23 protein-coding genes and 1 riboswitch are annotated in these 25,700 nt (G+C 56.6%); of the genes, 11 read left to right on the top strand and 12 right to left on the bottom strand.

Annotated elements, in window-relative coordinates; genetic code table 11:
* Positions 1-131 precede the first annotated feature (131 nt).
* The 3 genes from tolC (at position 132) to IAE48_RS14060 (ending at position 3,562) form a co-directional block, all read left to right on the top strand.
* Entirely contained in the window at positions 132-1,571 is a 1,440-nt protein-coding gene (gene tolC / locus IAE48_RS14070; protein WP_200134763.1) for an outer membrane channel protein TolC, read from the top strand.
* Between the two features lie 144 nt (positions 1,572-1,715).
* Positions 1,716-2,396 carry a DUF1190 family protein gene (locus tag IAE48_RS14065; protein ID WP_054803016.1) on the top strand — a complete coding sequence of 227 codons (681 nt, stop codon included), beginning with the start codon at positions 1,716-1,718 and terminating at the stop codon, positions 2,394-2,396.
* A gap of 5 nt (positions 2,397-2,401) precedes the next feature.
* Positions 2,402-3,562 carry a glutathionylspermidine synthase family protein gene (locus IAE48_RS14060; RefSeq protein ID WP_200134762.1) on the top strand — a complete coding sequence of 387 codons (1,161 nt, stop codon included), beginning with the start codon at positions 2,402-2,404 and terminating at the stop codon, positions 3,560-3,562.
* A gap of 49 nt (positions 3,563-3,611) precedes the next feature.
* Here IAE48_RS14060 and IAE48_RS14055 read toward each other — a convergent pair whose 3' ends face one another.
* The 4 genes from IAE48_RS14055 to ygiD form a co-directional block, all read right to left on the bottom strand.
* Positions 3,612-4,898, bottom strand: a complete 1,287-nt coding sequence (locus IAE48_RS14055; protein ID WP_023481023.1) for a TRAP transporter large permease — start codon at positions 4,896-4,898, stop codon at positions 3,612-3,614.
* Between the two features lie 18 nt (positions 4,899-4,916).
* Positions 4,917-5,426, bottom strand: coding sequence for a TRAP transporter small permease (locus IAE48_RS14050; protein WP_094422138.1), 510 nt, complete (start codon positions 5,424-5,426; stop codon positions 4,917-4,919).
* A 53-nt stretch (positions 5,427-5,479) separates the two neighbouring features.
* Positions 5,480-6,457 (bottom strand): TRAP transporter substrate-binding protein, encoded by a 978-nt coding sequence (locus IAE48_RS14045; protein WP_139965643.1) that lies wholly within the window; start codon positions 6,455-6,457, stop codon positions 5,480-5,482.
* Between the two features lie 305 nt (positions 6,458-6,762).
* On the bottom strand, positions 6,763-7,551 hold the full coding sequence (gene ygiD, locus IAE48_RS14040) for a 4,5-DOPA dioxygenase extradiol (RefSeq protein ID WP_200134761.1): 789 nt from the start codon (positions 7,549-7,551) through the stop codon (positions 6,763-6,765).
* A gap of 196 nt (positions 7,552-7,747) precedes the next feature.
* Between ygiD and zupT the strand changes: the two genes are divergently transcribed.
* Positions 7,748-8,524, top strand: coding sequence for a zinc transporter ZupT (gene zupT, locus IAE48_RS14035; RefSeq protein ID WP_023481018.1), 777 nt, complete (start codon positions 7,748-7,750; stop codon positions 8,522-8,524).
* A gap of 8 nt (positions 8,525-8,532) precedes the next feature.
* On the opposite strand, the gene IAE48_RS14030 is transcribed toward zupT, so the two are convergent.
* Positions 8,533-8,706, bottom strand: coding sequence for a hypothetical protein (locus IAE48_RS14030; RefSeq protein ID WP_042717974.1), 174 nt, complete (start codon positions 8,704-8,706; stop codon positions 8,533-8,535).
* 197 nt (positions 8,707-8,903) lie between these two features.
* Positions 8,904-9,557 (bottom strand): 3,4-dihydroxy-2-butanone-4-phosphate synthase, encoded by a 654-nt coding sequence (gene ribB, locus IAE48_RS14025; protein ID WP_094422144.1) that lies wholly within the window; start codon positions 9,555-9,557, stop codon positions 8,904-8,906.
* Positions 9,558-9,662: 105 nt separating this feature from the next.
* Positions 9,663-9,812, bottom strand: a riboswitch (FMN riboswitch).
* Positions 9,813-9,934: 122 nt separating this feature from the next.
* Here ribB and IAE48_RS14020 point away from each other — a divergent pair.
* A complete protein-coding gene (locus tag IAE48_RS14020) occupies positions 9,935-10,279 on the top strand; it encodes an accessory factor UbiK family protein (protein ID WP_094422146.1) in 345 nt (114 codons plus the stop codon).
* A gap of 49 nt (positions 10,280-10,328) precedes the next feature.
* On the opposite strand, the gene hldE is transcribed toward IAE48_RS14020, so the two are convergent.
* Genes hldE through IAE48_RS14005 form a run of 3 tightly spaced genes read right to left on the bottom strand, consistent with a single transcriptional unit; the run spans position 10,329 to position 15,973 of the window.
* Positions 10,329-11,759, bottom strand: a complete 1,431-nt coding sequence (gene hldE, locus IAE48_RS14015) for a bifunctional D-glycero-beta-D-manno-heptose-7-phosphate kinase/D-glycero-beta-D-manno-heptose 1-phosphate adenylyltransferase HldE (protein WP_023480735.1) — start codon at positions 11,757-11,759, stop codon at positions 10,329-10,331.
* 46 nt (positions 11,760-11,805) lie between these two features.
* Positions 11,806-14,655, bottom strand: coding sequence for a bifunctional [glutamate--ammonia ligase]-adenylyl-L-tyrosine phosphorylase/[glutamate--ammonia-ligase] adenylyltransferase (gene glnE / locus IAE48_RS14010; RefSeq protein ID WP_200134760.1), 2,850 nt, complete (start codon positions 14,653-14,655; stop codon positions 11,806-11,808).
* Positions 14,656-14,671: 16 nt separating this feature from the next.
* Positions 14,672-15,973, bottom strand: a complete 1,302-nt coding sequence (locus tag IAE48_RS14005; protein WP_200134759.1) for an inorganic triphosphatase — start codon at positions 15,971-15,973, stop codon at positions 14,672-14,674.
* 239 nt (positions 15,974-16,212) lie between these two features.
* Here IAE48_RS14005 and IAE48_RS14000 point away from each other — a divergent pair, with 239 nt between their 5' ends.
* Together IAE48_RS14000 and IAE48_RS13995 are read left to right on the top strand one after the other, a co-directional pair.
* Positions 16,213-16,827, top strand: a complete 615-nt coding sequence (locus IAE48_RS14000) for a TIGR04211 family SH3 domain-containing protein (RefSeq protein ID WP_023480821.1) — start codon at positions 16,213-16,215, stop codon at positions 16,825-16,827.
* Between the two features lie 66 nt (positions 16,828-16,893).
* Positions 16,894-18,135: a multifunctional CCA addition/repair protein gene (locus tag IAE48_RS13995; protein ID WP_200134758.1), complete on the top strand. Its 1,242-nt coding sequence runs from the start codon at positions 16,894-16,896 to the stop codon at positions 18,133-18,135.
* A gap of 12 nt (positions 18,136-18,147) precedes the next feature.
* Here the strand turns inward: IAE48_RS13995 and bacA are convergent, their stop codons facing one another.
* The gene (gene bacA, locus IAE48_RS13990) at positions 18,148-18,969 is read right to left on the bottom strand and encodes an undecaprenyl-diphosphate phosphatase (RefSeq protein WP_023480824.1); all 822 of its coding nucleotides are present in this window, start codon (positions 18,967-18,969) and stop codon (positions 18,148-18,150) included.
* A 106-nt stretch (positions 18,970-19,075) separates the two neighbouring features.
* Complete coding sequence (gene folB / locus IAE48_RS13985; protein WP_200134757.1) at positions 19,076-19,444, bottom strand: bifunctional dihydroneopterin aldolase/7,8-dihydroneopterin epimerase; 369 nt, start codon at positions 19,442-19,444, stop codon at positions 19,076-19,078.
* Between the two features lie 164 nt (positions 19,445-19,608).
* Here folB and plsY point away from each other — a divergent pair, with 164 nt between their 5' ends.
* Positions 19,609-20,226, top strand: coding sequence for a glycerol-3-phosphate 1-O-acyltransferase PlsY (gene plsY, locus IAE48_RS13980; protein WP_023480785.1), 618 nt, complete (start codon positions 19,609-19,611; stop codon positions 20,224-20,226).
* Positions 20,227-20,263: 37 nt separating this feature from the next.
* Here plsY and tsaD read toward each other — a convergent pair whose 3' ends face one another.
* Positions 20,264-21,277 carry a tRNA (adenosine(37)-N6)-threonylcarbamoyltransferase complex transferase subunit TsaD gene (gene tsaD, locus IAE48_RS13975; RefSeq protein WP_200134756.1) on the bottom strand — a complete coding sequence of 338 codons (1,014 nt, stop codon included), beginning with the start codon at positions 21,275-21,277 and terminating at the stop codon, positions 20,264-20,266.
* Positions 21,278-21,515: 238 nt separating this feature from the next.
* On the opposite strand from tsaD, the gene rpsU reads away from it, so the two are divergent.
* From rpsU to rpoD, 3 genes are all read left to right on the top strand, one after another.
* Positions 21,516-21,731, top strand: a complete 216-nt coding sequence (rpsU, locus tag IAE48_RS13970) for a 30S ribosomal protein S21 (protein WP_001144069.1) — start codon at positions 21,516-21,518, stop codon at positions 21,729-21,731.
* A 169-nt stretch (positions 21,732-21,900) separates the two neighbouring features.
* The gene (dnaG, locus tag IAE48_RS13965) at positions 21,901-23,646 is read left to right on the top strand and encodes a DNA primase (RefSeq protein WP_200134755.1); all 1,746 of its coding nucleotides are present in this window, start codon (positions 21,901-21,903) and stop codon (positions 23,644-23,646) included.
* 156 nt (positions 23,647-23,802) lie between these two features.
* Entirely contained in the window at positions 23,803-25,647 is a 1,845-nt protein-coding gene (gene rpoD / locus IAE48_RS13960; RefSeq protein WP_042715572.1) for an RNA polymerase sigma factor RpoD, read from the top strand.
* Positions 25,648-25,700 lie beyond the last annotated feature (53 nt).

Genomic DNA, 25,700 nt, shown 5'->3' with positions numbered 1-25,700 from the left:
TGTTAGATTGATGCAAATTTATGCCGATGGCACGTTACGCCAAGCTTTCGCGGTGCGTACTTCTGGTAGAATCTGCGATTATTTTTCCAATTTAGATCAGCGCTAGTACTGCTTCACAACAAGGAATGCAAATGAAGAAATTGCTCCCCCTCTTTATCGGCCTGAGCCTGACCGGTTTCAGTGCGATGAGCCAGGCAGAAAACCTGTTACAGGTTTATCAGCAGGCGCGTTTAAGCAACCCGGATCTGCGTAAATCCGCCGCCGACCGCGATGCCGCCTTCGAAAAGATTAATGAAGCGCGTAGCCCGTTACTGCCTCAGCTTGGTTTGGGGGCAGACTACACCTATACCAACGGCTTCCGCGATAGCCAGGGCGTCGATTCCAACGTGACCAGCGGTTCACTGCAATTAACGCAGACCATTTTTGATATGTCGAAATGGCGCGCGCTGACTTTACAGGAAAAAAGTGCCGGGATTCAGGATGTCACCTGGCAGACCGACCAGCAGACGCTGATGCTGAACACCGCTACCGCCTATTTCAACGTGCTGAGCGCCATCGATACGCTCTCCTACACCGAAGCGCAGAAGCAGTCTATCTATCGCCAGTTAGATCAAACCACCCAGCGCTTTAACGTTGGCCTGGTCGCCATTACCGATGTGCAGAACGCCCGCTCACAGTATGACACCGTGCTGGCGAACGAAGTTTCGGCGCGTAACGCACTGGATAACGCCGTAGAGACGCTGCGCCAGGTGACCGGCAATTACTATCCGGAACTGGCCTCGCTGAACGTCCAGAGCTTTAAGACCGACAAACCGCAGCCGGTGAACAACCTGCTGAAAGAAGCGGAAAACCGCAACCTGACGCTGTTGCAGGCGCGTTTGAGCCAGGATCTGGCGCGCGAGCAGATTCGCCAGGCGCAGGATGGTCACTTGCCGACCCTGAATTTGACTGCCTCTTCCGGCGTGTCGAACTCCTCCTACAGCGGTTCCAGAACGCGTAATAACTCGCAGTTCAGCGACTCCGACGTCGGTCAGAACAAAGTCGGCCTGAGCTTCTCCCTACCGCTCTATCAGGGTGGTCAGGTAAACTCTCAGGTCAAACAGGCACAATTTAACTTCGTGGGTGCCAGCGAGCAGCTGGAGAGCGCGCACCGCAGCGTAGTGCAGAACGTTCGCTCCTCCTTTAATAACGTCAACGCCTCGATCAGCAGCATCAACGCCTACAAACAGGCGGTGGTCTCTGCGCAGAGCTCCCTTGATGCGATGGAAGCAGGCTACTCGGTCGGTACACGCACCATTGTTGACGTGCTGGATGCCACCACTACGCTCTACAACGCGAAGCAGCAGCTCTCAAGTGCTCGTTATAACTACCTGATTAACCAGCTTAATATTAAGCAGGCGCTCGGTACGCTGAATGAGCAGGATCTGGTTGCGCTTAACGGTGCGCTGGGCAAATCCATCTCTACTGCGCCAGAGAGCGTGGCACCGGAGAACCCGGAGCAGCAGGCTAAGGTTGAGAACTTCAGCGCGGGTGCACAACCTGCCGCCGCACGCACCGGCCTGACCCGTTAAACACCTGCAATAAATCACGGGGGCACACAGCCCCCGTTTTTACGTAAGGCAACGTAAAGGCCTTCCCGCCTCGCTTTAACTTCGCCCCCCCATCCTCTATCCTGATTGTTTTATTCATGCCTTTGGGTCCACAGGAAGATAACAATGAAACGGACAAAAAATATTAATCATGCGACGTTCCGCAAAAGCTGGAGCGCACGTCATTTAACGCCTGTCGCGCTGGCGGTCTCCGCCGTATTTATGCTGGCAGCCTGTGAACAAAATGACGAAACGGTTTCCATGTACCAGAACGCCGACGACTGCTCCTCGGCGAATCCGGGTAAAAGCGCGGAGTGTAAAGCAGCGTACAACAATGCTTTAAAAGAGGCCGAACGTACCGCGCCGAAATACGCCTCACGCGAGGATTGCGTGGCGGAGTTTGGCGAAGGCCAGTGCCAGCAGGCACCCGCGCAGGCAGGCGTAGGCGCGGCGGGCACAGAAAACCAGGCGCAGAACCAGTCCAGCGGCAGCTTCTGGATGCCGCTGATGGCCGGTTACATGATGGGCCGCTTAATGGGCGGCGGCGCGGGCTTTGCTCAGCAGCCGCTCTTCAGCTCGCGTAACCCGGCAAGCCCGGCTTACGGTCAATACACCGACGCCTCCGGTAAAGGTTACGGTGCAGCGCAGCCGGGCCGTACCGCAACGGTGCCTAAAACCGCGATGGCGCCGAAACCGGCCACCACTACCACCGTAACCCGCGGCGGCTTTGGTGAATCGGTCGCCAAACAGAACACCATGCAGCGCAGCAGCGCCTCCGGCACCTCCAGCCGTTCAATGGGTGGCTGACGTCGATGGAAAGAATCAGCATTAGCGAGCGCCCGGACTGGCGCGAAAAAGCAGCGGAGTACGGCTTTAATTTTCACACCATGTATGGCGAGCCCTACTGGTGTGAAGATGCCTACTACAAACTGACGCTCGCCCAGGTTGAGAAACTGGAGGATGTCACCGCCGAGCTGCACCAGATGTGCCTGCAGGTGGTAGAGAAGGTGGTTGCCAGCGATGAGCTGATGACCAAATTCCGCATTCCAAAACACACCTGGGGCTTTGTGCGCCAGTCGTGGGCCACGCATCAGCCTTCGCTCTATTCACGTCTCGATCTTGCCTGGGATGGCGTCGGCGAGCCTAAGCTGCTGGAAAACAATGCCGACACGCCGACCTCGCTGTATGAAGCGGCCTTCTTTCAGTGGATCTGGCTCGAAGATCAGCTCAACGCCGGCAACCTGCCGCAGGGCAGCGATCAGTTCAACAGCCTGCAGGAGAAGCTCATCGCACGCTTTGCAGAGCTGCGCGAGCAGCACGGCTTCCAGCTGCTGCACTTCACCTGCTGCCGCGACACGGTAGAAGATCGCGGTACCGTACAGTATCTCCAGGATTGCGCGGCCGAAGCGGAGCTGGCCTCTGAGTTTCTCTATATCGAAGATATTGGCCTCGGTGAAAAGGGGCAGTTTTCCGATCTGCAGGATCAGGTGATCGGCAACCTCTTCAAACTCTATCCGTGGGAATACATGCTGCGTGAAATGTTCTCTACCAAGCTGGAAGATGCCGGCGTGCGCTGGCTGGAGCCGGCCTGGAAGAGCATCATCTCCAACAAAGCGCTGCTGCCGATGCTGTGGCAGATGTTCCCGGATCACCCTAATCTGCTGCCAGCCTGGTTTGCCGATGAAGATCATCCGCCGATGGAGAAGTATGTGGTGAAACCGATCTTCTCCCGCGAAGGTGCCAACGTCTCGATCGTTGAGAACGGCAAAACCGTCGAGTCGGTGGAGGGCCCGTACGGCGAAGAGGGGATGATCGTGCAGGAGTTCTACCCGCTGCCGAAGTTTGGCGACAGCTATACGCTGATTGGCAGCTGGCTTATTAACGATCAGCCTGCCGGTATCGGCATCCGCGAAGATCGGGCGCTGATCACCCAGGATCTCTCCCGCTTCTACCCGCATATCTTTGTCGAATAAGTAAAAACCCGGCCAACAGCGCCGGGTTTTTTATTCTCACAGGCCCAGCTCACATCACGCCAAACAGCTTCGGCAGGAAGAGTGAGATGGCCGGAATATAGGTCACCAGCAACAACACCACGAACAGGATGGCGTAGAAAGGCAGCATCGCCTTTACCACCTGCTCGATCTTCTGTTTACTCACCGCGCTGGCGACAAACAGCACCGATCCCACCGGCGGCGTAATCAACCCAATCCCCAGGTTGACCAGCATGATCATACCGAAGTGCACCGGATCGATGCCCAGCGCATTGGTCACCGGCAGCAATACCGGCGTCAGGATCAGGATCAGCGGCGCCATATCCATCAGCGTGCCGAGCAGCAGCAGCATGATGTTAATGCACATCAGAATCACATACTTGTTATCCGAGAGCTGGGTAAACGCCTCAGTGATGCGGCCCGGCAACTGCATATAGGTCATTACCGCACCGAAGGCCGAGGCGAAGCCAATCAGGATCATCACGATAGTGACGGTTTTCACCGTGCGGTACATCAGCTTCGGCAACTCGGACCATTTGTAGTCACGATAGATAAACATGGTGACGAAGAAGGCCCACAGACAGGCGATCGCCGCTGATTCGGTGGCGGTGAAGATGCCGGAGAGAATGCCGCCCATGATGATCACCACCGTCATCAGCCCCCACAGCGTATCGGCAAAGATCTTCAACGCCTGGCGAAACGGCACCCGCTCCCCTTTCGGATAGCCGCGCTTGTGGGCAAAGACCACGCACATCACCATCAGGGTAAAACTGAGCAGCAGGCCCGGCAAAATCCCGGCGATAAACAGCGCCGCGATGGAGACAGTACCGCCCGTTGCCAGCGAGTAGATCACCGAGTTGTGGCTGGGTGGCGTGAGGATCGCCTGCACCGATCCGCTGGCGGTAACAGCGGCAGCGAAATCGCGCGGGTAACCCTTTTTATCCATCTCCGGGATCATCACCGAGCCGATCGAGGCGGTATCTGCCACCGACGATCCCGAAATGGCACCGAAAAAGGTCGAAGCGACGATATTAACCAGCGACAGGCCGCCGCGAATAAAGCCGACAAAGATATAAGCAAAGTTGACCAGCCTACGGGCAATGCCGCCCTCCGCCATAATCGCCCCGGCTAAGATAAAGAAGGGGATCGCCAGCAGTGAGAATTTATTCACGCCATTGGTCAGCTGGATCATCACCGCTTCCAGCGGAATATCGATATACCATGCGCCGAGTACCGCGCTAATGCCGACCGCATAGGCGACCGGCACGCCAATCGCCAGCATAATGGCGAGCGTAAAGACCAGAATAAATGCATCCATAAAGGTTCCTTACCGGAGTCAGCTCGACGAGCCGAGCATCACCACCGGACGGTGGTACTGCGCGCCAAAAAGCATCTTCTCGACAATAAACAGAAGGGTGATCGCAGAGCCTATCGGCAGCGGTAAATAGCTCTCTCCGGCGGTAAAGAGCGGGAACTCTGCCACCGGCTGCTCCCACAATTCGGCGCACAGCGTCGCGCTGTACCAGAGGATAAAGAGGCTGATAGCCATCAGCATCAGATCCGCCAGCAGGAAACAGACCTTACGCAGCGGTTCGCTTAAGCGGTCGGTCATCATGGTGACAGCGATATGCGATCCGGCACGGTAGCTCACGGCAGCGCCGATAAAGGTAAAGGTCACCATGCAGATGATCGCCACCGGCTCCGGCCAGGAGAGCGCGCTGTTCAACACATAGCGGGCGAAAATCCCCACGGGGATAATCGCCACCATCACCAACAGCGCCAGACCGGCCACCCACATCGAGAGGCGATAGAGAATATCCATTAACAACGAATAGCGTTCTGCCATAACGGTTTTCCCGGTAGAAGTCGCAAACGGGCAGGCAAACCTGCCCGGCCAGCTTACTGCACGTCCTGAATACGCTTAATCAAATCCTGGTGCGCATTGCCGTACTTATCGCGTACCGACTGCGTGGCATCGTAGAAAGCTTTGGTGTCGATGTCGTGGAACTGCACGCCACCCGCTTTCATCGCCTGCAGCGACTTCTCGTTATAGGCTTTCCACAGCTCGCGCTGCTCCGCCTGCGCCTCTTTCGCCAGCTTCAGGATCAGCTCCTGATCCTCTTTTTTCAGCTTGTCCCACTTGGCTTTTGAGAAGAGAAACAGCTCAGGAATAATGAAGTGTTTGCTCCAGGTATAGTTCTTCACTACCGGTAAATAGTTGTGCGCCACAAAGGTCGGCGGGTTGTTCTCCGTGCCGTCAATCACTCCGGTTTGCATGCCGCTGAAGACTTCACTCACCCCCATCGCCACTGAGTTCGCCCCCATCGCTTTCAGGGTATCAAGGGCAATCGGGCTGCCCTGAACACGGATTTTCATCCCCTTCAAATCTTCCGCTTTAGTAACTGGCGCTTTGGTAATCAGGTTGCGCGTGCCGGCATCCATCCAGCCGAGGAAAATCAGCCGCGATTTGCTGCTCGCAGAGAGCCGGTTGCCAATCTCCTGGCCAATCATGCCGTCGAGAACTTTGTGCATATGATCTTCATCGCGAAAGATGTAGGGCAGCGTGAAAACGTTAATCTCCGGCAATATCGCCGCCACTGGCGTCATTGAGACGCGAATGATATCGATCGCGCCGATTTGCGCCTGCTCAATCACCTGTTTCTCATCGCCTAATACGCCGCCGGGAAAGGTTTTAATTTCCAGCCGACCATCGGTAGCTTTACTTAATTTCTCACCCATATGTTTTACCGCCACGACATTGGGGTAATCCGCCGGATGAACATCGGCGGCGCGAAACGTTTGTGCGAGCGCGGTATGCGACATAAAGAGCAGAGCGGAACCGATCGAAAGAGTCAGAAAACGTTGTGCAGAATTCATATTGCCGGATCTCCAGAGGTTTAATTTTTGGCACAGTCAAAACTGCCGCGAGCAGAAAGCACGTGGCTGGGAGTCGAGAGTGGTTATGGGTATGAGAGCAGGACAATCAGAAGAGTAGTTACTGGTGAGAATTTGCGCGACGATGGGGTTCACAAAAAAACACCAAATTCAGCACAGCGTTTCATTTTTGCAGAACAGATCTTTTTATTTTCATAAAAACCCCGGTTCAGCGGCGTTTTTTTGCGATCTTTCTCCGGTTTCCGCGATCCTGGCGCAAAAAAATGGCGCATTGCGCGCCATCGTTTTTACCCCACCTGCACCGACAGCATGCTGATGGAAGCCATCTCCATCCCCTCAACGGGAATCGACAGCGGCTCGTTGCCATCCCATGCGCCAAGCACATAGAGCAGAGGCAGGAAGTGTTCCGGCGTTGGATTGGCGAGCGAACCGCTATCATGGTCGAGGTAGTTGACCAGCGGATGCTGCTCGACCGGCCCCTGCCACGTCAGGTTCTGCTTCACAAAATCGTTGAAAGCGACGGCCCATGGAAAAGGCGTGGTGTCACCGTGCCAGCGCGCCGTGCGCAGGTTGTGCACCACGTTACCGCTGGCGACAATCATCACCCCCTCATCGCGCAGCGCGGCGAGTTTACGCCCCATCTCCATGTGCCACGCCGCCGGTTTGGTGCTGTCGATACTGAGCTGCACCATGGGAATATCCGCATTGGGGTACATCTTGATCAGCACGCCCCAGGAGCCATGATCGAAGCCCCAGGCTTCATGATCGAGCGTCACCGGCAGCGGTGAGAGCAGATCCACCAGCCGCTGTGCCAGCGCGGGCGAACCGGGCGCGGGGTAATGCACGTCGTGCAGCGCCTGCGGAAAACCGCCGAAATCATGGATCGTTCGCGGTGTCTCCATCGCCGTTACGCCAGTGCCGCGCGTAAACCAGTGCGCGGAGATCGCCACAATCGCTTTCGGACGCGGCAAGGTATCGCCCAGTTTCCCCCAGGCGCGGGTATAAACGTTATCCTGCAGCGCATTCATTGGGTTGCCGTGCCCCAGAAACAGCGCGGGCATACGAGGTGCAGACATGAGGATATCCTTACAGAAGATGCCAATATGATGAAAGCAGGTTACGCTTTTTCTCAGGGCGATGAACTCAGATAAGCATGATGAAGATCGTCAGTAATTTTGAATGTAAGGAATAGGTAAAAGTGCCGTGGCTGCCTCGCTTTTCTGCGGGCGAAAACTTACATTAATGAGAATGATTATCATAAAGGAGCGATGTATGTCAGTCCCGTTGATTCTGACCATCCTGGCGGGCGCCGCCACGTTTATTGGCGCCATTCTGGGCGTTATCGGCCAGAAACCTTCCAACCGCGTACTGGCGTTTTCGCTCGGCTTTGCCGCCGGGATCATGCTGCTTATCTCGTTAATGGAGATGCTCCCCGCCGCGCTGGCAACCGAAAGTATGCCGCCGATGCTCGGTTACGGCATGTTTGTCGTGGGTTTGCTCGGCTACTTCGCGCTGGACCGCCTGCTGCCCCATGCCCATGCCCAGGATTTAATGCAGGGCTCGCAGGAAGCGTTGCCGCGCGGCATCCGCCGTACCGCTATTCTGCTAACCCTCGGTATTAGCCTGCACAACTTCCCGGAGGGGATCGCCACTTATGTCACCGCCAGCAACGATCTGGAGCTGGGCTTCGGCATCGCTTTTGCCGTGGCTTTACACAATATTCCTGAAGGACTGGCGGTCGCAGGCCCGGTTTACGCGGCGACCGGCTCGAAACGCAGCGCGGTAATGTGGGCCGGTATTTCCGGTTTAGCGGAGATTCTGGGCGGCGTGCTGGCGTGGTTAATTCTCGGCAGCCTGGTCTCGCCGGTGGTGATGGCGGCGATTATGGCGGCGGTCGCGGGGATTATGGTCGCGCTGTCGGTGGATGAGTTAATGCCGCTGGCAAAGGAGATCGATCCCAACAACAACCCAAGCTACGGCGTGCTGTGCGGCATGTCGGTGATGGGCTTAAGCCTGGTCGCCCTGCAGGCGATGGGCTTCGGCGGTTAACGGCTGCGCTATTTGGTCTGGCCTGCGCGCTGAAATCTTTTCAGCTCCGCCTGCGCGCGCTGATAGCCCTCGTAAACGGCATCGCGCTCGTGGCGGCAGGCCTTATAACGGCGTCTTAGTGCGTGAACATAACCAACCACCAGCACTACCACGAGCAGTAACCAATACCAGGAAATAAACACGGCGCCTCCGCAAATAAACCTTCGAAAAAATAATAGGTTAGCTGCGGCGTGTCCGTGCCGCAGCGACTACCACTTTATAAGTAGAGGGGGTTAATAGCAATGCGGAAGTCCTGTAAGCACACCAAACTTTGACCTGGCGCAGGCAAAAAAAAATCCGACGCCGCTGGCATCGGATTTTCTCTGCTGAGCACTCGCCGTTAGCTGGCTTTGCGCTCCAGATCCTGACGATAAGCCACCAGATCTTCAATCGTTACGACGGCCATATTGTGCTGCTTCGCAAAGGCGATGCACTCCGGCGCGCGCGCCATTGAGCCATCATCATTGGTTAATTCGCACAGCACGCCGGCCGGTTTAAAGCCCGCCAGCGATACTAAGTCGATGGTCGCTTCGGTGTGGCCACCGCGGGTCAGTACGCCGCCCTTCTGCGCGCGCAGCGGGAAGACGTGGCCAGGACGGTGCAGGTCGGACGGTTTGGCGTCGTCAGCAATCGCAGCACGCACGGTTGTCAGGCGGTCAGCGGCGGAAACGCCGGTGGTAACGCCGTGTGCCGCTTCGATGGTAACGGTAAAACCGGTGCCGAAGGCGCTGGTGTTGTTCTCCACCATCATCGGCAGGTCGAGCTGTTTACGACGCTCGTCGGTCAGGCAGAGACAAACAATGCCGCTACCGTGACGGATAGTGAGCGCCATCTGCTCAACGGTCATGGTTTCGGCGGCGAAAATCATGTCGCCTTCGTTCTCACGGCTCTCATCATCGAGAACCATCACACCACGCCCTTCGCGCAGGGCGGCAAGCGCCAGTTCAACGCGATCGAAAGCGGTGCCAAAAGAGGAAAGTAGCGTCTGATTCATGGTAAAAGACCTCAATAAGATTATGGTTACCAGAATCAGGGCAGTCTTAGGAGTGTCATTAAACGACCAAAAATAACGCGAGCGGGCACCTTTGCCCGGCAGAATCGTTACTCTCTCCCATCCGGACTTTAACCGTCGGCCCCGGAATTACACCGGATCTGCTGACCTTCAAACCGAAGTCTGAAGCGCTCGCGGGCTTTCAGCGTACGCTGATTTACCGCCGGTGGGGAATTTCGCCCCGCCCTGAGAATAAGCGCGATAACTATAACGCCAATGATAACGGCGGGCAATGCATAAGCTTCAAACAATTCTGGTTTATCACCTGCGGTTATCACACTACAATAATTAGCTGAGCCCATCCGAGCAGGGAACCGAAAATGATTGATCCGAAGAAAATTGAACAGATTGCACGACAGGTTCACGAATCCATGCCGAAAGGGATCCGTGAGCTTGGCGAAGACGTTGAGAAGAAGATTCGCCAGGCCTTGCAGGGGCAGTTAACCCGCCTTGATTTGGTCAGCCGGGAAGAGTTCGATGTGCAGACGCAGGTTCTGCTGCGCACCCGCGAAAAGCTGGCGCTGCTGGAGCAGCGTCTGAACGATCTGGAAAACCGCGGTTCCACCGCTGCCAGCGCGCAACCGGCTGCTGCGCCTGTTGTCGCCTCTGAGGTGACGGAGATAAAACCGGCACCGGCGATCCCGCCCGTGGACGATACGCCGTAATAAAAAACGGGCCGCAAGGCCCGTTCTGCTTTACAGAGTTAACCGCCGTTTACTGGCTGTTTTTCTGGATCTTTTTGATGATATTCGTCGTCGAGCAGCCATCTTCGAAGTTGAGCACCAGCACTTCACCGCCGTTCGCCCACACCTCTTCGCTGCCAGCAATTTGATCCGGTTTATAATCCCCGCCTTTCACCAGCTTATCCGGCAGAACGCCGGCAATCAGACGCTGCGGCGTATCCTCTTCAAACGACACCACCCAGTCCACGGCTTCCAGCGCGCTCAGCACAATCATGCGCTGCTCAAGCGGGTTGACCGGACGCGTCTCGCCTTTCAGGCGTTTGGTGGAAGCATCGCTGTTGACGGCGACAATCAGGCGGTCGCCGAGCTTGCGCGCGTTCGCCAGGTAAGAGACATGCCCGGCGTGGAGGATGTCGAAGACGCCGTTGGTCATCACCACTTTTTCACCGCGTTTACGCGCGGCGGCAACGGCCACTTTCAGCTCCTCTTCGCTCATCACGCCAAAGCCGGTTTCCGCACGACCGCGCACGGCATTCTCCAGCTCGATCGGCGAAACGGTTGAGGTGCCGAGTTTACCAACCACCACACCGGCGGCAGCGTTGGCAAAGAAGCAGGCCTCTTCCAGTGAGTTACCCGCCGCAAGCGTTGCCGCCAGCACGCCAATCACCGTGTCGCCTGCGCCCGTCACGTCATACACTTCCTGCGCCTGGGTCGGCATATGCAGCGGCGCTTTGCCCGGTTGCAGCAGCGTCATCCCCTGCTCGGAGCGGGTCACCAGCAGCGCCGAGAGATCGTAATCGGCGATCACTTTCATGCCGCGCTCCACGATCTCCTCTTCACTCTTACATTTGCCCGCCACCGCTTCGAACTCGGAGAGATTCGGCGTCAGCAACGTTGCGCCGCGATAGCGCTCAAAATCGGTCCCTTTCGGATCGATAAGCACCGGTACACCGGCTTTACGCGCCAGCGCAATCATCTGCTGAACGCTGTTGAGCGCGCCTTTGGCGTAATCGGAGAGCACCAGCGCGCCAATCGAGCCCAGCGCCTGGTTGATGCGCTCATGCATTGGCTGCGGATCGACGCCATCAAACCCCTCTTCAAAATCGAGGCGGATCAACTGCTGGTTGCGTGACAGCACACGCAGTTTGGTGATGGTTGGGTGAGTCGGAACAGAAACGAAATCGCAATTGACGTTAACATCCGCCAGCGCTTTGCTCAGCGCGCGCGCCGCATCATCAATGCCGGTCAGGCCGACCAGGCGCGCGGAGGCACCCAGCGAGGCAATGTTCATCGCCACGTTCGCCGCGCCGCCCGGACGCTCTTCAATGGTGTCGACTTTGACCACCGGCACCGGCGCTTCCGGGGAGATGCGGCTGGTTGGACCGTACCAGTAACGATCCAGCATCACATCGCCCACCACCATCACACCGGCTTGTTTAAACTCTGGCAGCGTAACTTTCATTCCTGTCTCCTGAGAGATACAAAATTTGCGCGCGATGATATCACACTTACGCCGGGGCGCACGGTTCCACCAGCCACTTCACCCAGCTGGTTTTGATCAGCTCTCGTTCGGCAACAAAGCAGGAGAACGGCACATTTCCCGGCAGCTCCTGCAGCGCCAGGTGGTGCAGCTCATCGCGCAGCGTGGTGTAAGCATGGGTCAGCGCCAGCGCCTCCTGCTCCTCCATAATGCCGTTCTGCGCCAGCCCCTCCAGAATGCGCACATTGTCTGACCAGCGCGTCAGCTTCGGCTTGTCGTGGGCGTAACGCAGCACCAGATATTGCGCGATAAACTCGATGTCGGTAATGCCGCCCTCATCGGTTTTCAGGTCAAAGCGATCTTTCTGCTTATTGCCAAGATGGGCGCGCATCTTCTCGCGCATCTCGCGCACTTCGGTTTGCAGCGTCGCGCCATCGCGCGGCGTCAGCAGGATATCGCGGCGAATAGCGTCGAACTGCACCGTCAATTGCGGGTCGCCGTAGACCACGCGCGCACGGGCCAGCGCCTGATGTTCCCAGGTCCAGGCTTCGTTTTTCTGGTAATCGGCGAAGGCCTCGGCGGTGGTGACTAACATCCCTGCCGCCCCGGAAGGACGGAGGCGCGCATCCACTTCATAGAGGATGCCGGAAGAGGTGCGTGTGCTGAAGAGGTGCATAATGCGCTGCGCCAGCCGCAGATAGAACTGGCGGCCATCGATTTCGCGATCGCCGTCAGTCATCACATCCATTGGACAGTCGTGTAAAAAGACCAGGTCGAGATCGGAGCTGTAACCCAGCTCCCAGCCGCCCAGCTTACCGTAGCCGACCACGGCAAAGCCGCGCCCTTCACGATCGTGCAGATGCGCAGGCTGGCCGTAACGCTTCACCATCTGTCCCCAGGCCTGCTGAACCACGGCATCGATAATTGCCTCTGCCAGCCAGGTTAAGTGATCGCTCACTTTCATTACCGGTAGCGTACCGGCGATATCCGCCGCCGCAACGCGTAGCATCTGTGCCTGTTTGAACTGGCGCAGCGCTTCCAGTTGCTGCTCTTCATCCTCTTCCGGCACACGTAGCAGATACTGGCGCAGCTCATCGCGATAGGCGTTCATCGCCGTCGGTTGGTAGAGCGTGGCGGGATCGAGCAGTTCGTCGAGCAGAATCGGGTAGCGTGCCAGCTGGCTCGCTACCATCGGTGAAGCGGCACAGAGCGAAATAAGATGTTTCAGCGCGCCGGGAAATTCACTCAGTAACTCAAGATAGGTGGTGCGGGTCACGATACCGGTAAGCAGCGGCGTCAGGCGCGATAACGGCACCGGCGCATCCGCGCGCGAGCAGACATCGCTCAGCAGGTGCGGCATCAGGTGATCGAGCACCTGGCGGCCGCGCTGGCCGATGGGGCGCTTATCAAGCTCGTGGCGGAAATCGGCAATCAGCGCCACCACGCGGCGGCGATCCTCATCGCTTAAATGCGCAAGCCCCGGCGTACTGTCCTCCTCCTGCAACGCGTCCTGCCACAGTTCGCGCCACTGTTCAGAGAGCGCCTCGTCGGCGGACTCCGCTTCATCATCGCCAATCAGCTCGTTAAAGATGCGCCGCACGGCGGCCATATGCGCCTCAAGCTGGCTGCTCAGCGCATCCCAGCTCTCGACGCCCATGCCCCAGGAAAGGCGCGCGCGGTTTAGCTCATCGCCCGGCAGCGTCTGCGTCTGCTCGTCATTAATGCTTTGCAGCAGGTTTTCCAGCCGCCGCAGCCAGAGATAGGCAGCGCGCAGTTTCTCCGCATCGCCCTCCGGCAGCAGATGCAACCGATCGATAGCCGCTAAGGTCGGCAGCAGCGAGCGGGATTGCAGCGCCGGTTCACGCCCGCCGCGAATCAACTGGAACACCTGCACGATAAATTCGATTTCGCGAATGCCGCCTGCGCCGAGTTTTATGTTGTCCTTCAAACCCCGGCGGCGCACCTCGCGGGCAATCATCCCTTTCATATAGCGCAGGGACTGGATGACGCTGAAGTCGATATAGCGGCGGAAGACAAACGGGCGCAGCATGGCGCGCAGTTCGCTGGCATGCTCGCCCTCGTCATCGCCCATAATGCGCGCTTTTACCATCGCGTAGCGCTCCCAGTCGCGCCCCTGCTCCTGGTAATAATCCTCCAGCGCGGCAAAGCTCAGCACCAGCGGGCCGCTCTCACCGAACGGCCGCAGGCGCATATCGACGCGGTAGACAAACCCATCCTGCGTCGGCTGATCCAGCACTTTGATTAGCCGCTGCCCAAGGCGGGTGAAAAACTGGGCGTTATCGAGTTCGCGTCTGCCGCCTTGCGTCACGCCATTTTCCGGCCAGGCGAAGATAAGATCGATATCGGAAGAGAAGTTGAGTTCGCCGCCGCCGAGCTTGCCCATGCCGAGCACCAGCATCGGCTGTGGAACGCCCTGCGCGTTGCACGGCGTTCCCCATTCGCGGCAGCAGGCGCTGTAGAGCCACTCCCGCGCGGCAACGATCACGGTTTCCGCCAAAACGCTTAACTGCTGCAGCACCGCTTCATCGCTGATGAGTCGCAGCGCCTGCGCCCAGGCGATACGCACCATGATACGGCGGCGAAACTGCCGCAGCGCGCGCATTAGCGACGCTTCATCGGTGACGTTTTGCAGCAGCGCATCCAGCCACGTCGCATAGTGCTGCCACTCCTCTGCGGTGGGCGGCGCGCTCTCAAGCTCTGCCAGCCACTCGGGATAAGCGGCCAGGCTCTGCTGGACGAAATCACTGAACGTGAGCACTGACTGCGCCTGCGCGCTAAGCGGCCGGGCGGTCAGCGCCTCCGGCAAGCGGGAAAGCACCGTTTGCCACTGTTGCGATAAGAGGGATGCGTGCTGCATTCAAAACGTCCTTACGTTAGCGTTTCCCGCTGTGTAGCCAGAATGGCTCCTCGTTAATGGCGGTATTACGGAAATGCTCAATTTCGATTTTCTGACGCGTTTCAATCGCATGGTAGAGACCCTGCCAGTTCTCCAGCCACGCGTTCGCCAGCGCCCGGTCGTAGTAACCTGCCAGCAGCAGCGTGCTGTCGATATCACGCGCCAGGCGTGGCAGCTGATCGCGATAGCTGTCGCCAAGGTGGTGAGCAAAGGTCTTTTTCAGTTCAGAGGCGGTGCGCGAGAGGTGGATATCGGCGAAGCGCTTGAAGGAGTCGGCAAATTTCGCCTGCGCTTTTTCATCAAGAAACGCGCGCCAGCCCTGAGTCACCAGCCACTCTGTTAACAGCAATTTCGCCATCGCCGACGGCACATCCCACACCGCCGTTTCAGCGGAAACTGCGGAGGTCAGTGTCGCTTCCGCCTGGGTCAGCAGGTCACGTAAGTGAGCGCTCGCTTTACGCGGCACAATGCCGCCAAACAGCGTAAAGGTGTGGCGCAGCAGCGCAATCGCGCGCAGGACTTCAGGCCGTGCCGCGTCTTCACCACGCACCCACAGCTCTTCATGGTACTGCCACTGGGAGAGGGCCAGTTCCAGCGCGCTGGCAAACGCCTGCTCGACGGTCGCTTTCGGCGCGGGCTGCAAAAAGGGGGTCGGGCGAAGTTCGCGCGGCGCATTGCCCTGCGCGAGCTGGTACCCGCGGGCGGCTTTGCTCAGGCTGCCCTGACGCAGGCAGGAGAGCGTCGCCAGCTGGCGCGCCAGCTTGAGAATATCTGCCGCATCGCCGCTCAGCAGCTCCAGCTCCAGTTCGCAAATCGGCTCGGCGAACTCACCCGCTTTCACTTCGCCTAAATCGAGGCCAATCTCAATGCGGCTGTCGCCGACGTTAACCAGCCACTTTTCGCGGTAAAAATCGGTGCTGAACAGCGGCTGCGCGCGCGATTGCAGGTCTTCAGGCAGGCCGCCTGCGGGCCACACTTCGGCGGGAAAGCGCGAAAGGTCAAGTTCGGCCTTATCAAGGGGAATATTGTATTCCGGGCGCTGATGTAAACCGCCGATCACGCGACCGGCGATTTTCATCGTCATCTCATATTGGCCGTTCACACCGCGAATACGCAGACCCATATCATGGCTGCGTAGCCAGTTGTCAGGCGTTTCGTAATAGATGTTGAGTAACTGGCTGGACGCGATATGTTCGTCGGTCAGCGTATGAAGATGTTGACGAAGCGTTTCCACGCAGTCGCTCTTCACGATAAACTTTAATTCAATTTCCTGAGCCATGGCCTTGCACTTATGGTTATGTCACATCAGTGAAAATTTTTGGCGAACTAACGCGCCCTCGGTTTGTCAGTAGATAGTATTTTTTGCCAAATTGCCATGAATGCGCAATCTGGCGGGTGCAAATGTTCGCATCAGTGCGCAGTTTGATCTGGAAGATTCCGATTGATGGTACCTGCCGGGTGTCGTCAGACTGTCGCCACTGTTTACCATTCACATTCAAAGAAAATAATGATTGCCTGATGCCAAATTTACGCCTGATTGGAATAACCCTTTTCGCGCTTAGCGTCTCTGTCGGCACCCACGCTGAAGAGAAGCGGTATGTTTCGGACGAATTGAGCACCTGGGTCCGCAGCGGCCCCGGCGATAATTACCGCCTTGTTGGCACGGTAAACGCCGGTGAAGAGGTTGCCCTGCTGCAACAAAATAATGAGTATGGCCAGGTGCGTGACAGCAGCGGCCGTACTGCCTGGATCCCGCTTAAGCAGCTTAACACCCAGCCAAGTCTGCGCACCCGCGTGCCGGAACTGGAAAACCAGGTGAAAACGTTGACCGATAAACTGACCAATATCGACAACACCTGGAACCAGCGCACCGCGGATATGCAGCAGAAAGTGGCGCGCAGCGACGGGGTGATTAACGGTCTGAAAGATGAGAACCAGAAGCTCAAAAATGAGCTAATCGTCGCGCAGAAGAAGGTCAACGCCGCTAACCTGCAGCTTGATGACAAGCAGCGCACCATCATTATGCAGTGGTTTATGTATGGCGGTGGCGTGCTGGGCGCGGGTCTGCTGCTCGGCCTGTTACTGCCGCACATGATCCCGACACGTAAACGCAAAGATCGCTGGATGAACTAAGCCGATTCGCCATCCTCTCTACACTTACGTATTATCTGACGACAAATGTGTAGAGGAGAGTGGCGGGTGAAGAGTTATCTGGTCGGTGGTGCAGTACGCGATACATTGTTGGGTCTGCCGGTCAAAGACAGAGATTGGGTAGTGGTCGGCGCCACGCCGCAAGAGATGCTCGACGCGGGCTACCAGCAGGTAGGCCGCGATTTTCCTGTGTTCCTCCATCCGCAAAGCCGCGAAGAGTACGCCCTGGCGCGCACCGAGCGGAAGTCCGGCTCCGGCTATACCGGTTTTACCTGCTATGCCGCCCCCGATGTCACCCTTGAGCAGGATCTGCTGCGCCGTGATTTAACCGTCAACGCGCTGGCGCAGGATGAAAACGGCACAATTATCGACCCGTTTAATGGTCAGCAGGATCTGCGTCAGCGCATTCTGCGCCATGTCTCCCCTGCGTTTAATGAAGATCCGCTCCGCGTGCTGCGCGTGGCGCGTTTCGCCGCCCGTTATGCCCATCTCAGCTTCCGTATTGCCGATGAAACCATGACGCTGATGCGCGACATGACCGGGGCGGGCGAGCTGGCGCACCTGACGCCTGAGCGAGTGTGGAAAGAGACGGAGAGCGCGCTGCGCACCCGTAATCCGCAGGTCTACTTTCAGGTTTTGCGTGACTGCGGCGCGCTGAAGGTGCTCTTCCCGGAGATCGATGCGCTGTTTGGCGTTCCGGCCCCGGCGAAATGGCACCCGGAGATTGATACCGGTATTCACACGCTGATGACGGTATCAATGGCAGCGATGCTGAGCCCCGAGGTGGATGTGCGTTTCGCCACGCTGTGCCACGATCTCGGCAAGGGGCTGACCCCACCTGCGCTCTGGCCACGCCATCACGGCCACGGCCCGGCGGGTGTCCGGCTGGTTGAGGGGTTGTGCCAGCGCCTGCGCGTGCCGAATGAGCTACGCGATTTAGCGAAGCTGGTGGCCGAGTACCACGATCTGATCCACAACTTCCCTGTTTTGCAGCCGAAAACCATCGTCAAGCTGTTCGACTCTATTGATGCCTGGCGCAAACCGCAGCGGGTCGAGCAAATCGCGCTGACCAGCGAAGCGGATGTGCGCGGGCGTACCGGCTTTGAAGCCATTGATTACTCGCAGGGGCGCTTACTGCGTGAGGCCTGGGAAGTGGCACGTGCTGTGCCGACAAAAGCGGTAATTGAAGCAGGTTTTACCGGTGCGGCAGTGCGTGAAGAGTTGACCCGCCGACGTATTGCGGCGGTTGCGCAGTGGAAAGCAGAGCACTGCCCTCAGCCCGAAGCCTGAGGGCGATAACGCTTAGAAGAAGACGACGTAGACCGCTGCGGCGACGATAAAGCGGTAGATCGCAAACGGAATAAAGGAGATGTGTTTAATCAGCTCCAGGAAGGTTTTAATAGCGATCAGCGCGACGATAAACGCCGTCACAAAACCGACGGCGAACATCGGGATATCGCCAGTGGTGAGAAAACCGATGCTCTTATAGAGATCCAGCGCCGTCGCGCCCATCATCATCGGCACCGCCAGCAGGAATGAGAACTCCGAAGCCGCGTAACGGCTGACACCCACCAGCATACCGCCGGAGATGGTCGCACCAGAGCGGGAGAAGCCCGGCCACAGCGCCAGACACTGGAAGCAGCCAATTAAAAACGCCTGGCGATAGGTCATATCATCAACACCCTGCGCGCGCGGCACTTTCGGCTTTAGCAGCTCGGCGGCGATCAGCAGCACGCCGCCAACCACTAAGGCATAGGCGACATTTTTCGGGTTGAAGAGTGTTTTGATCGCATCGTGGAACACCAGGCCAATTACCACCGCCGGGATCATCCCGAGCAGAATATGGATCAATGACAAGCGCCCGCTGCCGGTGCCTTCATGGCGCGGCGGTTTGCCAAAATGGATGCCGATAAGGCCAAAAAGGCGTCGCCAGAACATTACCACCACGGCGAGGATCGAGCCGAGCTGGATCACCACTTCGAAGGTTTTTGCAGTATCGCCTTCAAAGCCCAACAGATGCCCGACGATAATCATATGACCCGTACTTGAGACGGGAAGAAACTCGGTAAGCCCCTCAACGACACCAAGAATGGCCGCCACCAGCAGGGAGTGCATATCGCTCATCAAATAAACCCCTAAAAAGATATAAAAAACGGCTCATCCAGTGGAGAAGCCGCGAAAAGCCGTATCTATGACCTGAATACTAGCGTTTGGTTTAACGATGATGAATTTAAAAACTTTTTTTCGGATTTAGGCCACGCTCGATGATCACGCCGACATTTTTTGCCCGCGCTACCGCGCCAGGTTTGCTCAGTTTGATGCGCACCCAGGGGGAGCTAAAGCGCGCCAGCAGCAGATCTGCCACCTCTTCCGCGACGCGTTCGACCAGCGCAAAACGCGCGCCTTCGACATGCCCGACGACGGTATCGGCAATATCCGCATAACTCAGGCAGTCTTGAACATCATCACTCTTTGCCGCCTGACGGTTATCCCACGCCATTTCGATATCGAACACCAACTGCTGTTCAATGGTCTGTTCCCAGTCGTAAACACCAATGGTGGTGATCACAGAAAGCTGTTCGATAAATACAATATCCATTTTTCTCCGCCTGCTTATCTGCGTCTGGGCTACTGCCGCCAGGCCGCTAATTGAGTGGTTATCTTTCAGGATTTGCACGAAACCCGGATACCACTTTGCAAAATTTATGCGTATTATCCATGGATGCAGAGAATAAAACGACATTTTCAAAACGGAACAGCGTTATGAGTGCAATCGCGCCTGGGATGATCTTCCTTGCGTACCTTTGTGGCTCAATCTCCAGCGCCATCCTGGTCTGCCGCCTTGCTGGTTTCCCTGACCCGCGAGAGAGTGGCTCCGGTAATCCCGGTGCTACCAACGTATTACGTATTGGCGGCAAGGGCGCAGCCGCAGCGGTACTGATTTTTGATGTTTTAAAAGGGATGCTGCCGGTCTGGGGCGCCTATGCGCTTGGCGTTACGCCCTTCTGGCTGGGCCTTATCGCTATCGCCGCCTGTCTGGGCCATATCTGGCCGGTATTCTTTAAATTTAAAGGCGGTAAAGGCGTGGCCACCGCGTTTGGCGCGATTGCGCCGATTGGCTGGGATTTAACGGGCGTAATGGCAGGTACCTGGCTTCTGACGGTGCTGTTAAGCGGCTATTCGTCGCTGGGGGCAATTGTCAGTGCGCTGATTGCGCCATTCTATGTCTGGTGGTTTAAACCGCAGTTCACCTTTCCGGTGGCGATGCTCTCATGCCTGATCCTGCTGCGTCATCATGACAATATTCAGCGTTTATGGCGGCATCAGGAGAGCAAAATCTGGACGAAGCTGAAAAGGAAGAAGCGGCAGGATAAAGCGTAGATTTGCCCGGCGCGTGAAAACACCGGGCAACAGTCATTTACGCAGCAGGAAGCTCCGCCAGCGGCCAGCGCGGACGCACCGTCACGCCAAGCCCGACATCATTACCTGCTTTCAGGCGCACCATGCCCGCATAAGCGATCATCGCCCCGTTATCGGTACAGAATTCCGGGCGCGCATAGAACACTTCCCCGCGACGTTTTTCCATCATCTGCCCCAGTTTCGCACGCAGCGTACGGTTAGCGCTGACGCCGCCCGCCATCACCAGCCGGGTAAAACCAGTTTGATCCAGCGCGCGCTTGCACTTAATCATCAGCGTATCGACTACCGCATCCTCAAAGGCACGCGCGATATCTGCCCGGGTCTGATCGTCATTGCCACTATTACGAATAGTGTTGGCGGCAAAGGTCTTCAGGCCGGAGAAGCTGAAATCGAGCCCCGGTCGGTCGGTCATAGGACGCGGGAAGACAAAGCGCCCCTCTGTTCCTTGCGCCGCCATCTTCGACAGCATCGGCCCGCCCGGGTAATCAAGACCCAGCAGTTTGGCCGTTTTGTCGAACGCTTCGCCGGCAGCATCATCTATAGACTCGCCAAGCAGTTCATAATGACCGATGCCGGTCACGCTAATAAGCTGCGTGTGACCGCCGGAAACCAGCAGCGCGACAAACGGAAACGCAGGCGGGTTCTCTTCCAGCATCGGTGCCAGCAGGTGCCCTTCCATATGGTGTACGGCAATCGCCGGAACATCCCAGGCGAAGGCCAGCGAACGACCAATGGTTGCACCAACCAGCAGCGCGCCGACAAGGCCTGGACCCGCGGTATAGGCCACTGCATCAATCTCTTTGGCCGTTAATCCGGCCTCTTTTATGGCGGCCTGGATCAGCGGCACGGTTTTGCGCACGTGGTCGCGGGAGGCGAGCTCCGGCACCACGCCGCCGTAATCGGCGTGCAGTTTTACCTGACTATAGAGTTGGTTAGCGAGAAGACCCTTCTGGTCGTCATAGATAGCGATGCCGGTTTCATCGCAGGATGTTTCAATACCCAGTACGCGCATGGCTCTGTTTACCTCTTTGCAATAGCGCGCAGTGTAGGGCGAATGCGGGGCGATGTAAAACTTTGCTCACTTGTGCAGCTGAGTTCGTGTATACTCCTCACCCTTACAAAAGTCCCCTTTCAAAAAGGGCGGCGGTGCTTTACAAAGCAGCACCAGTTGCAGTAAAATTCCGCACCATTTTGAAATAAGCTGGCGTGAACGCCAGCGGCAAACCGATTTAATCAAAGGTGAGAGGCACATGCCGGTAATTAAAGTACGTGAAAACGAGCCGTTCGACGTAGCTCTGCGTCGCTTCAAGCGTTCCTGCGAGAAAGCAGGTGTTCTGGCGGAAGTTCGTCGTCGTGAGTTCTATGAAAAACCGACTACCGAACGTAAACGCGCTAAAGCATCCGCTGTGAAACGTCACGCGAAGAAACTGGCTCGCGAAAACGCACGCCGTACTCGTCTGTACTAATTACTGAGGGCGAGCGCCCTCTGTGTTAGACCGAGTTGTAGTTGTAAGGCCGTGCTTCCGAAAGGAATGCGCGGCTTATTTTCGTTTATAACCTGATATAATTTTCGCCTTTTCAGCAACTTACCGCTGATGAGCATAACGAAAATTATATAAGATCAAAACGGGGCCTATGGCTGGACGAATCCCACGTGTTTTTATCAATGACCTGCTGGCGCGTACCGACATCGTCGATCTTATCGACGCGCGCGTAAAGCTAAAAAAGCAGGGCAAGAACTACCACGCGTGCTGTCCATTCCATAACGAGAAAACCCCCTCTTTCACCGTGAACGGTGAAAAACAGTTTTACCACTGCTTTGGTTGTGGCGCGCACGGCAACGCCCTCGACTTTTTAATGAACTACGACAAGCTCGAGTTCGTCGAAAGCGTCGAAGAGCTGGCGGCAATGCACAACCTCGAAGTGCCGTTCGAAGCAGGCAGCGGACCGAGCCTGATAGAGCGCCATCAACGGCAAACACTCTATCAACTGATGGACGGGCTGAATGCTTTTTATCAGCAATCGCTGACCCAATCCGCCGCAGAGCCTGCTCGTCAGTACCTCTCCAGGCGTGGTTTGAGCAGTGAAGTCATTACGCGATTCGCTATTGGTTACGCGCCGCCCGGTTGGGACAACGTTTTAAAGCGTTTCGGCAACAATAGCGAAAACCGCAAGTCGCTGATCGATGCAGGCATGCTGGTCACAAACGATCAAGGACGCAGTTACGATCGCTTCCGCGAGCGGGTGATGTTTCCGATTCGCGACAAGCGCGGCCGGGTGATTGGTTTTGGTGGACGCGTGCTGGGCAACGATACGCCCAAATACCTGAACTCCCCGGAAACGGATATTTTTCATAAGGGTCGCCAGCTGTATGGCCTCTATGAAGCGCAGCAGGATAAGGATGAACCGCAGCGACTGTTAGTGGTCGAAGGTTACATGGATGTGGTGGCGCTGGCGCAATATGGCATTAACTATGCCGTTGCATCGCTTGGCACTTCCACGACGGCGGATCATATTCAGCTGCTGTTCCGGGTGACGAAAAACGTTATCTGCTGTTACGACGGCGACCGTGCCGGCCGCGAAGCCGCATGGCGGGCGCTGGAAACCGCGCTGCCCTATATGAGCGACGGGCGGCAGCTGCGTTTTATGTTTCTGCCGGATGGCGAAGATCCGGATACGCTGGTGCGTAAAGAGGGCAAAGAGGCGTTCGAAGCGCGGATGGAGCAGGCTCAGCCTCTCTCCACGTTTCTGTTTAACAGCCTGTTGCCGAAGGCGGATCTCACCACGCCGGATGGGACAACGCAGCTTGCCGCGCTGGCACTGCCGTTGATCAACCAGGTGCCGGGCGAGACGCTGCGCATTCAGTTACGCCAGATCCTCGGCAACAAGATTGGCATTTTCGACGATGCACAGCTCGATCGATTAATGCCAAAGCAGGTGGAGAGCGCGACGGCGCGCCCTGCCCCTCAGCTAAAACGCACAACCATGCGTATACTGATAGGGTTGTTGATCCAGAACCCGGAGCTTGCACCAAAAGTGCCTTCGCTGGCCGGTCTTGATCAATCCAGACTGCCCGGACTTGGCTTATTTGCAGAACTGGTCAACACTTGTTTGTCTCAACCTGGTCTGACAACTGGGCAGTTACTGGAACATTATCGCGGCACGAATGAGGCCGCAACCCTTGAAAAACTGTCAATGTGGGACGATATAGCAGATAAGGACATCGCTGAAAAAACCTTTACCGACGCGCTCAATCATATGTTTGATTCGATGCTTGAACGGCGACAAGAAGAGTTGATAGCTCGCGATCGCACGCACGGTCTAAGCAGCGAAGAACGCCGGGAGCTCTGGCAGTTGAACCAGGAGCTGGCTAAAAAATAAATTCAACGGCTTAAGTGCCGATAATCGTTCGGGTTGATCCCGACAGCCGCGACGAGGGCCAGCGGCAAAAATATAAATACACCCTCGCGTTAAATGTTGGCGGTTTATTTCGCTAACCGACACCAACCTCATGAATTTAAGTGTGGATACCGTCTTATGGAGCAAAACCCGCAGTCACAGCTGAAGCTTCTTGTTACCCGTGGTAAGGAGCAAGGCTATCTGACCTATGCCGAGGTCAATGACCATCTGCCGGAAGATATCGTCGACTCCGATCAGATCGAAGACATCATCCAAATGATCAACGACATGGGCATCCAGGTGATGGAAGAAGCGCCGGATGCTGATGATCTGTTGCTGGCTGAAAACTCCAACAACACAGACGAAGATGCTGAAGAAGCCGCTGCACAGGTTCTGTCCAGCGTAGAGTCTGAAATCGGACGAACTACCGACCCGGTGCGCATGTATATGCGCGAAATGGGCACCGTTGAACTGCTGACCCGTGAAGGCGAAATCGACATCGCCAAACGTATTGAAGACGGGATTAACCAGGTTCAGTGCTCCGTTGCCGAGTATCCGGAAGCTATCACCTACCTGCTGGAACAGTACGACCGTGTTGAAGCAGAGCAGGCTCGTCTCTCCGATCTGATCACCGGTTTCGTCGATCCGAACGCCGAAGAAGATATGGCGCCAACGGCGACCCACGTCGGCTCTGAGCTCTCCAGCGAAGAGATGGACGACGATGAAGATGAAGAAGAAGACGACAGCGATGACGACAGCGATGATGACAACAGCATCGACCCTGAGCTGGCGCGTGAGAAATTCGCTGAACTGCGTACGCAGTACGAGCTGGCTCGCGACACAATCAAAGCAAAAGGACGCAGCCACGCTGCCGCACAGGAAGAGATCCTTAAGCTGTCTGAAGTCTTCAAGCAGTTCCGTCTGGTGCCGAAGCAGTTCGATTACCTGGTAAACAGCATGCGCGTGATGATGGATCGCGTACGTACCCAAGAACGCATCATCATGAAGCTGTGCGTTGAACAGTGCAAAATGCCGAAGAAAAACTTCATCACCCTCTTCACCGGTAATGAAACCAGCGAAACCTGGTTCAACGCCGCGCTGGCCATGAACAAACCGTGGTCTGAGAAGCTGAAAGATGTGACTGAAGAAGTGCAACGCGGCCTGATGAAGCTGCAGCAGATTGAAGAAGAGACCGGCCTGACGATTGAGCAGGTTAAAGATATCAACCGTCGTATGTCTATTGGCGAAGCGAAAGCGCGTCGTGCGAAGAAAGAGATGGTTGAAGCGAACTTGCGTCTGGTTATCTCTATCGCCAAGAAATATACCAACCGTGGTCTGCAGTTCCTCGATCTGATTCAGGAAGGGAACATCGGCCTGATGAAAGCGGTTGATAAGTTTGAATACCGCCGTGGTTACAAGTTCTCGACTTATGCAACCTGGTGGATCCGTCAGGCAATCACCCGCTCTATCGCGGATCAGGCGCGCACCATCCGTATTCCGGTGCATATGATTGAGACAATCAACAAGCTCAACCGTATCTCTCGCCAGATGCTGCAGGAGATGGGCCGCGAGCCGACGCCGGAAGAGCTGGCTGAGCGTATGCTGATGCCGGAAGATAAGATCCGCAAAGTGCTGAAAATCGCCAAAGAGCCAATCTCCATGGAAACGCCGATTGGCGATGATGAAGATTCGCATCTGGGTGATTTTATTGAGGATACCACCCTCGAGCTGCCGCTGGACTCGGCGACCACCGAGAGCCTGCGCGCTGCAACGCACGATGTGCTGGCTGGCCTTACCGCTCGTGAAGCGAAGGTGCTGCGCATGCGTTTCGGTATCGACATGAATACCGACCATACGCTGGAAGAAGTGGGTAAACAGTTCGACGTTACCCGCGAACGTATCCGTCAGATCGAAGCGAAGGCACTGCGCAAACTGCGCCACCCGAGCCGCTCTGAAGTGCTGCGTAGCTTCCTCGACGATTAATCGTCACGCCAGACAAAAAAGCTCCCCGACGGGAGCTTTTTTTTGCCTGTTAT

It is taken from the genome of Kosakonia sp. S57, from assembly GCF_016516575.1.
GTDB classification, from domain to species: domain Bacteria; phylum Pseudomonadota; class Gammaproteobacteria; order Enterobacterales; family Enterobacteriaceae; genus Kosakonia; species Kosakonia cowanii.
Note: the sequence above shows the minus strand (reverse complement) of the source record. Positions and strands in the feature narration are given on the sequence as shown.

Coding starts and splice junctions, on each gene's coding strand:
- tolC (WP_200134763.1), top strand. CDS start 132: ATGAAGAAATTGCTCCCCCTCTTTATCGGCCTGAGCCTGACCGGTTTC.
- IAE48_RS14065 (WP_054803016.1), top strand. CDS start 1,716: ATGAAACGGACAAAAAATATTAATCATGCGACGTTCCGCAAAAGCTGG.
- IAE48_RS14060 (WP_200134762.1), top strand. CDS start 2,402: ATGGAAAGAATCAGCATTAGCGAGCGCCCGGACTGGCGCGAAAAAGCA.
- IAE48_RS14055 (WP_023481023.1), bottom strand. CDS start 4,898: ATGGATGCATTTATTCTGGTCTTTACGCTCGCCATTATGCTGGCGATT.
- IAE48_RS14050 (WP_094422138.1), bottom strand. CDS start 5,426: ATGGCAGAACGCTATTCGTTGTTAATGGATATTCTCTATCGCCTCTCG.
- IAE48_RS14045 (WP_139965643.1), bottom strand. CDS start 6,457: ATGAATTCTGCACAACGTTTTCTGACTCTTTCGATCGGTTCCGCTCTG.
- ygiD (WP_200134761.1), bottom strand. CDS start 7,551: ATGTCTGCACCTCGTATGCCCGCGCTGTTTCTGGGGCACGGCAACCCA.
- zupT (WP_023481018.1), top strand. CDS start 7,748: ATGTCAGTCCCGTTGATTCTGACCATCCTGGCGGGCGCCGCCACGTTT.
- ribB (WP_094422144.1), bottom strand. CDS start 9,557: ATGAATCAGACGCTACTTTCCTCTTTTGGCACCGCTTTCGATCGCGTT.
- IAE48_RS14020 (WP_094422146.1), top strand. CDS start 9,935: ATGATTGATCCGAAGAAAATTGAACAGATTGCACGACAGGTTCACGAA.
- hldE (WP_023480735.1), bottom strand. CDS start 11,759: ATGAAAGTTACGCTGCCAGAGTTTAAACAAGCCGGTGTGATGGTGGTG.
- glnE (WP_200134760.1), bottom strand. CDS start 14,655: ATGCAGCACGCATCCCTCTTATCGCAACAGTGGCAAACGGTGCTTTCC.
- IAE48_RS14005 (WP_200134759.1), bottom strand. CDS start 15,973: ATGGCTCAGGAAATTGAATTAAAGTTTATCGTGAAGAGCGACTGCGTG.
- IAE48_RS14000 (WP_023480821.1), top strand. CDS start 16,213: ATGCCAAATTTACGCCTGATTGGAATAACCCTTTTCGCGCTTAGCGTC.
- bacA (WP_023480824.1), bottom strand. CDS start 18,969: ATGAGCGATATGCACTCCCTGCTGGTGGCGGCCATTCTTGGTGTCGTT.
- folB (WP_200134757.1), bottom strand. CDS start 19,444: ATGGATATTGTATTTATCGAACAGCTTTCTGTGATCACCACCATTGGT.
- plsY (WP_023480785.1), top strand. CDS start 19,609: ATGAGTGCAATCGCGCCTGGGATGATCTTCCTTGCGTACCTTTGTGGC.
- tsaD (WP_200134756.1), bottom strand. CDS start 21,277: ATGCGCGTACTGGGTATTGAAACATCCTGCGATGAAACCGGCATCGCT.
- rpsU (WP_001144069.1), top strand. CDS start 21,516: ATGCCGGTAATTAAAGTACGTGAAAACGAGCCGTTCGACGTAGCTCTG.
- dnaG (WP_200134755.1), top strand. CDS start 21,901: ATGGCTGGACGAATCCCACGTGTTTTTATCAATGACCTGCTGGCGCGT.
- rpoD (WP_042715572.1), top strand. CDS start 23,803: ATGGAGCAAAACCCGCAGTCACAGCTGAAGCTTCTTGTTACCCGTGGT.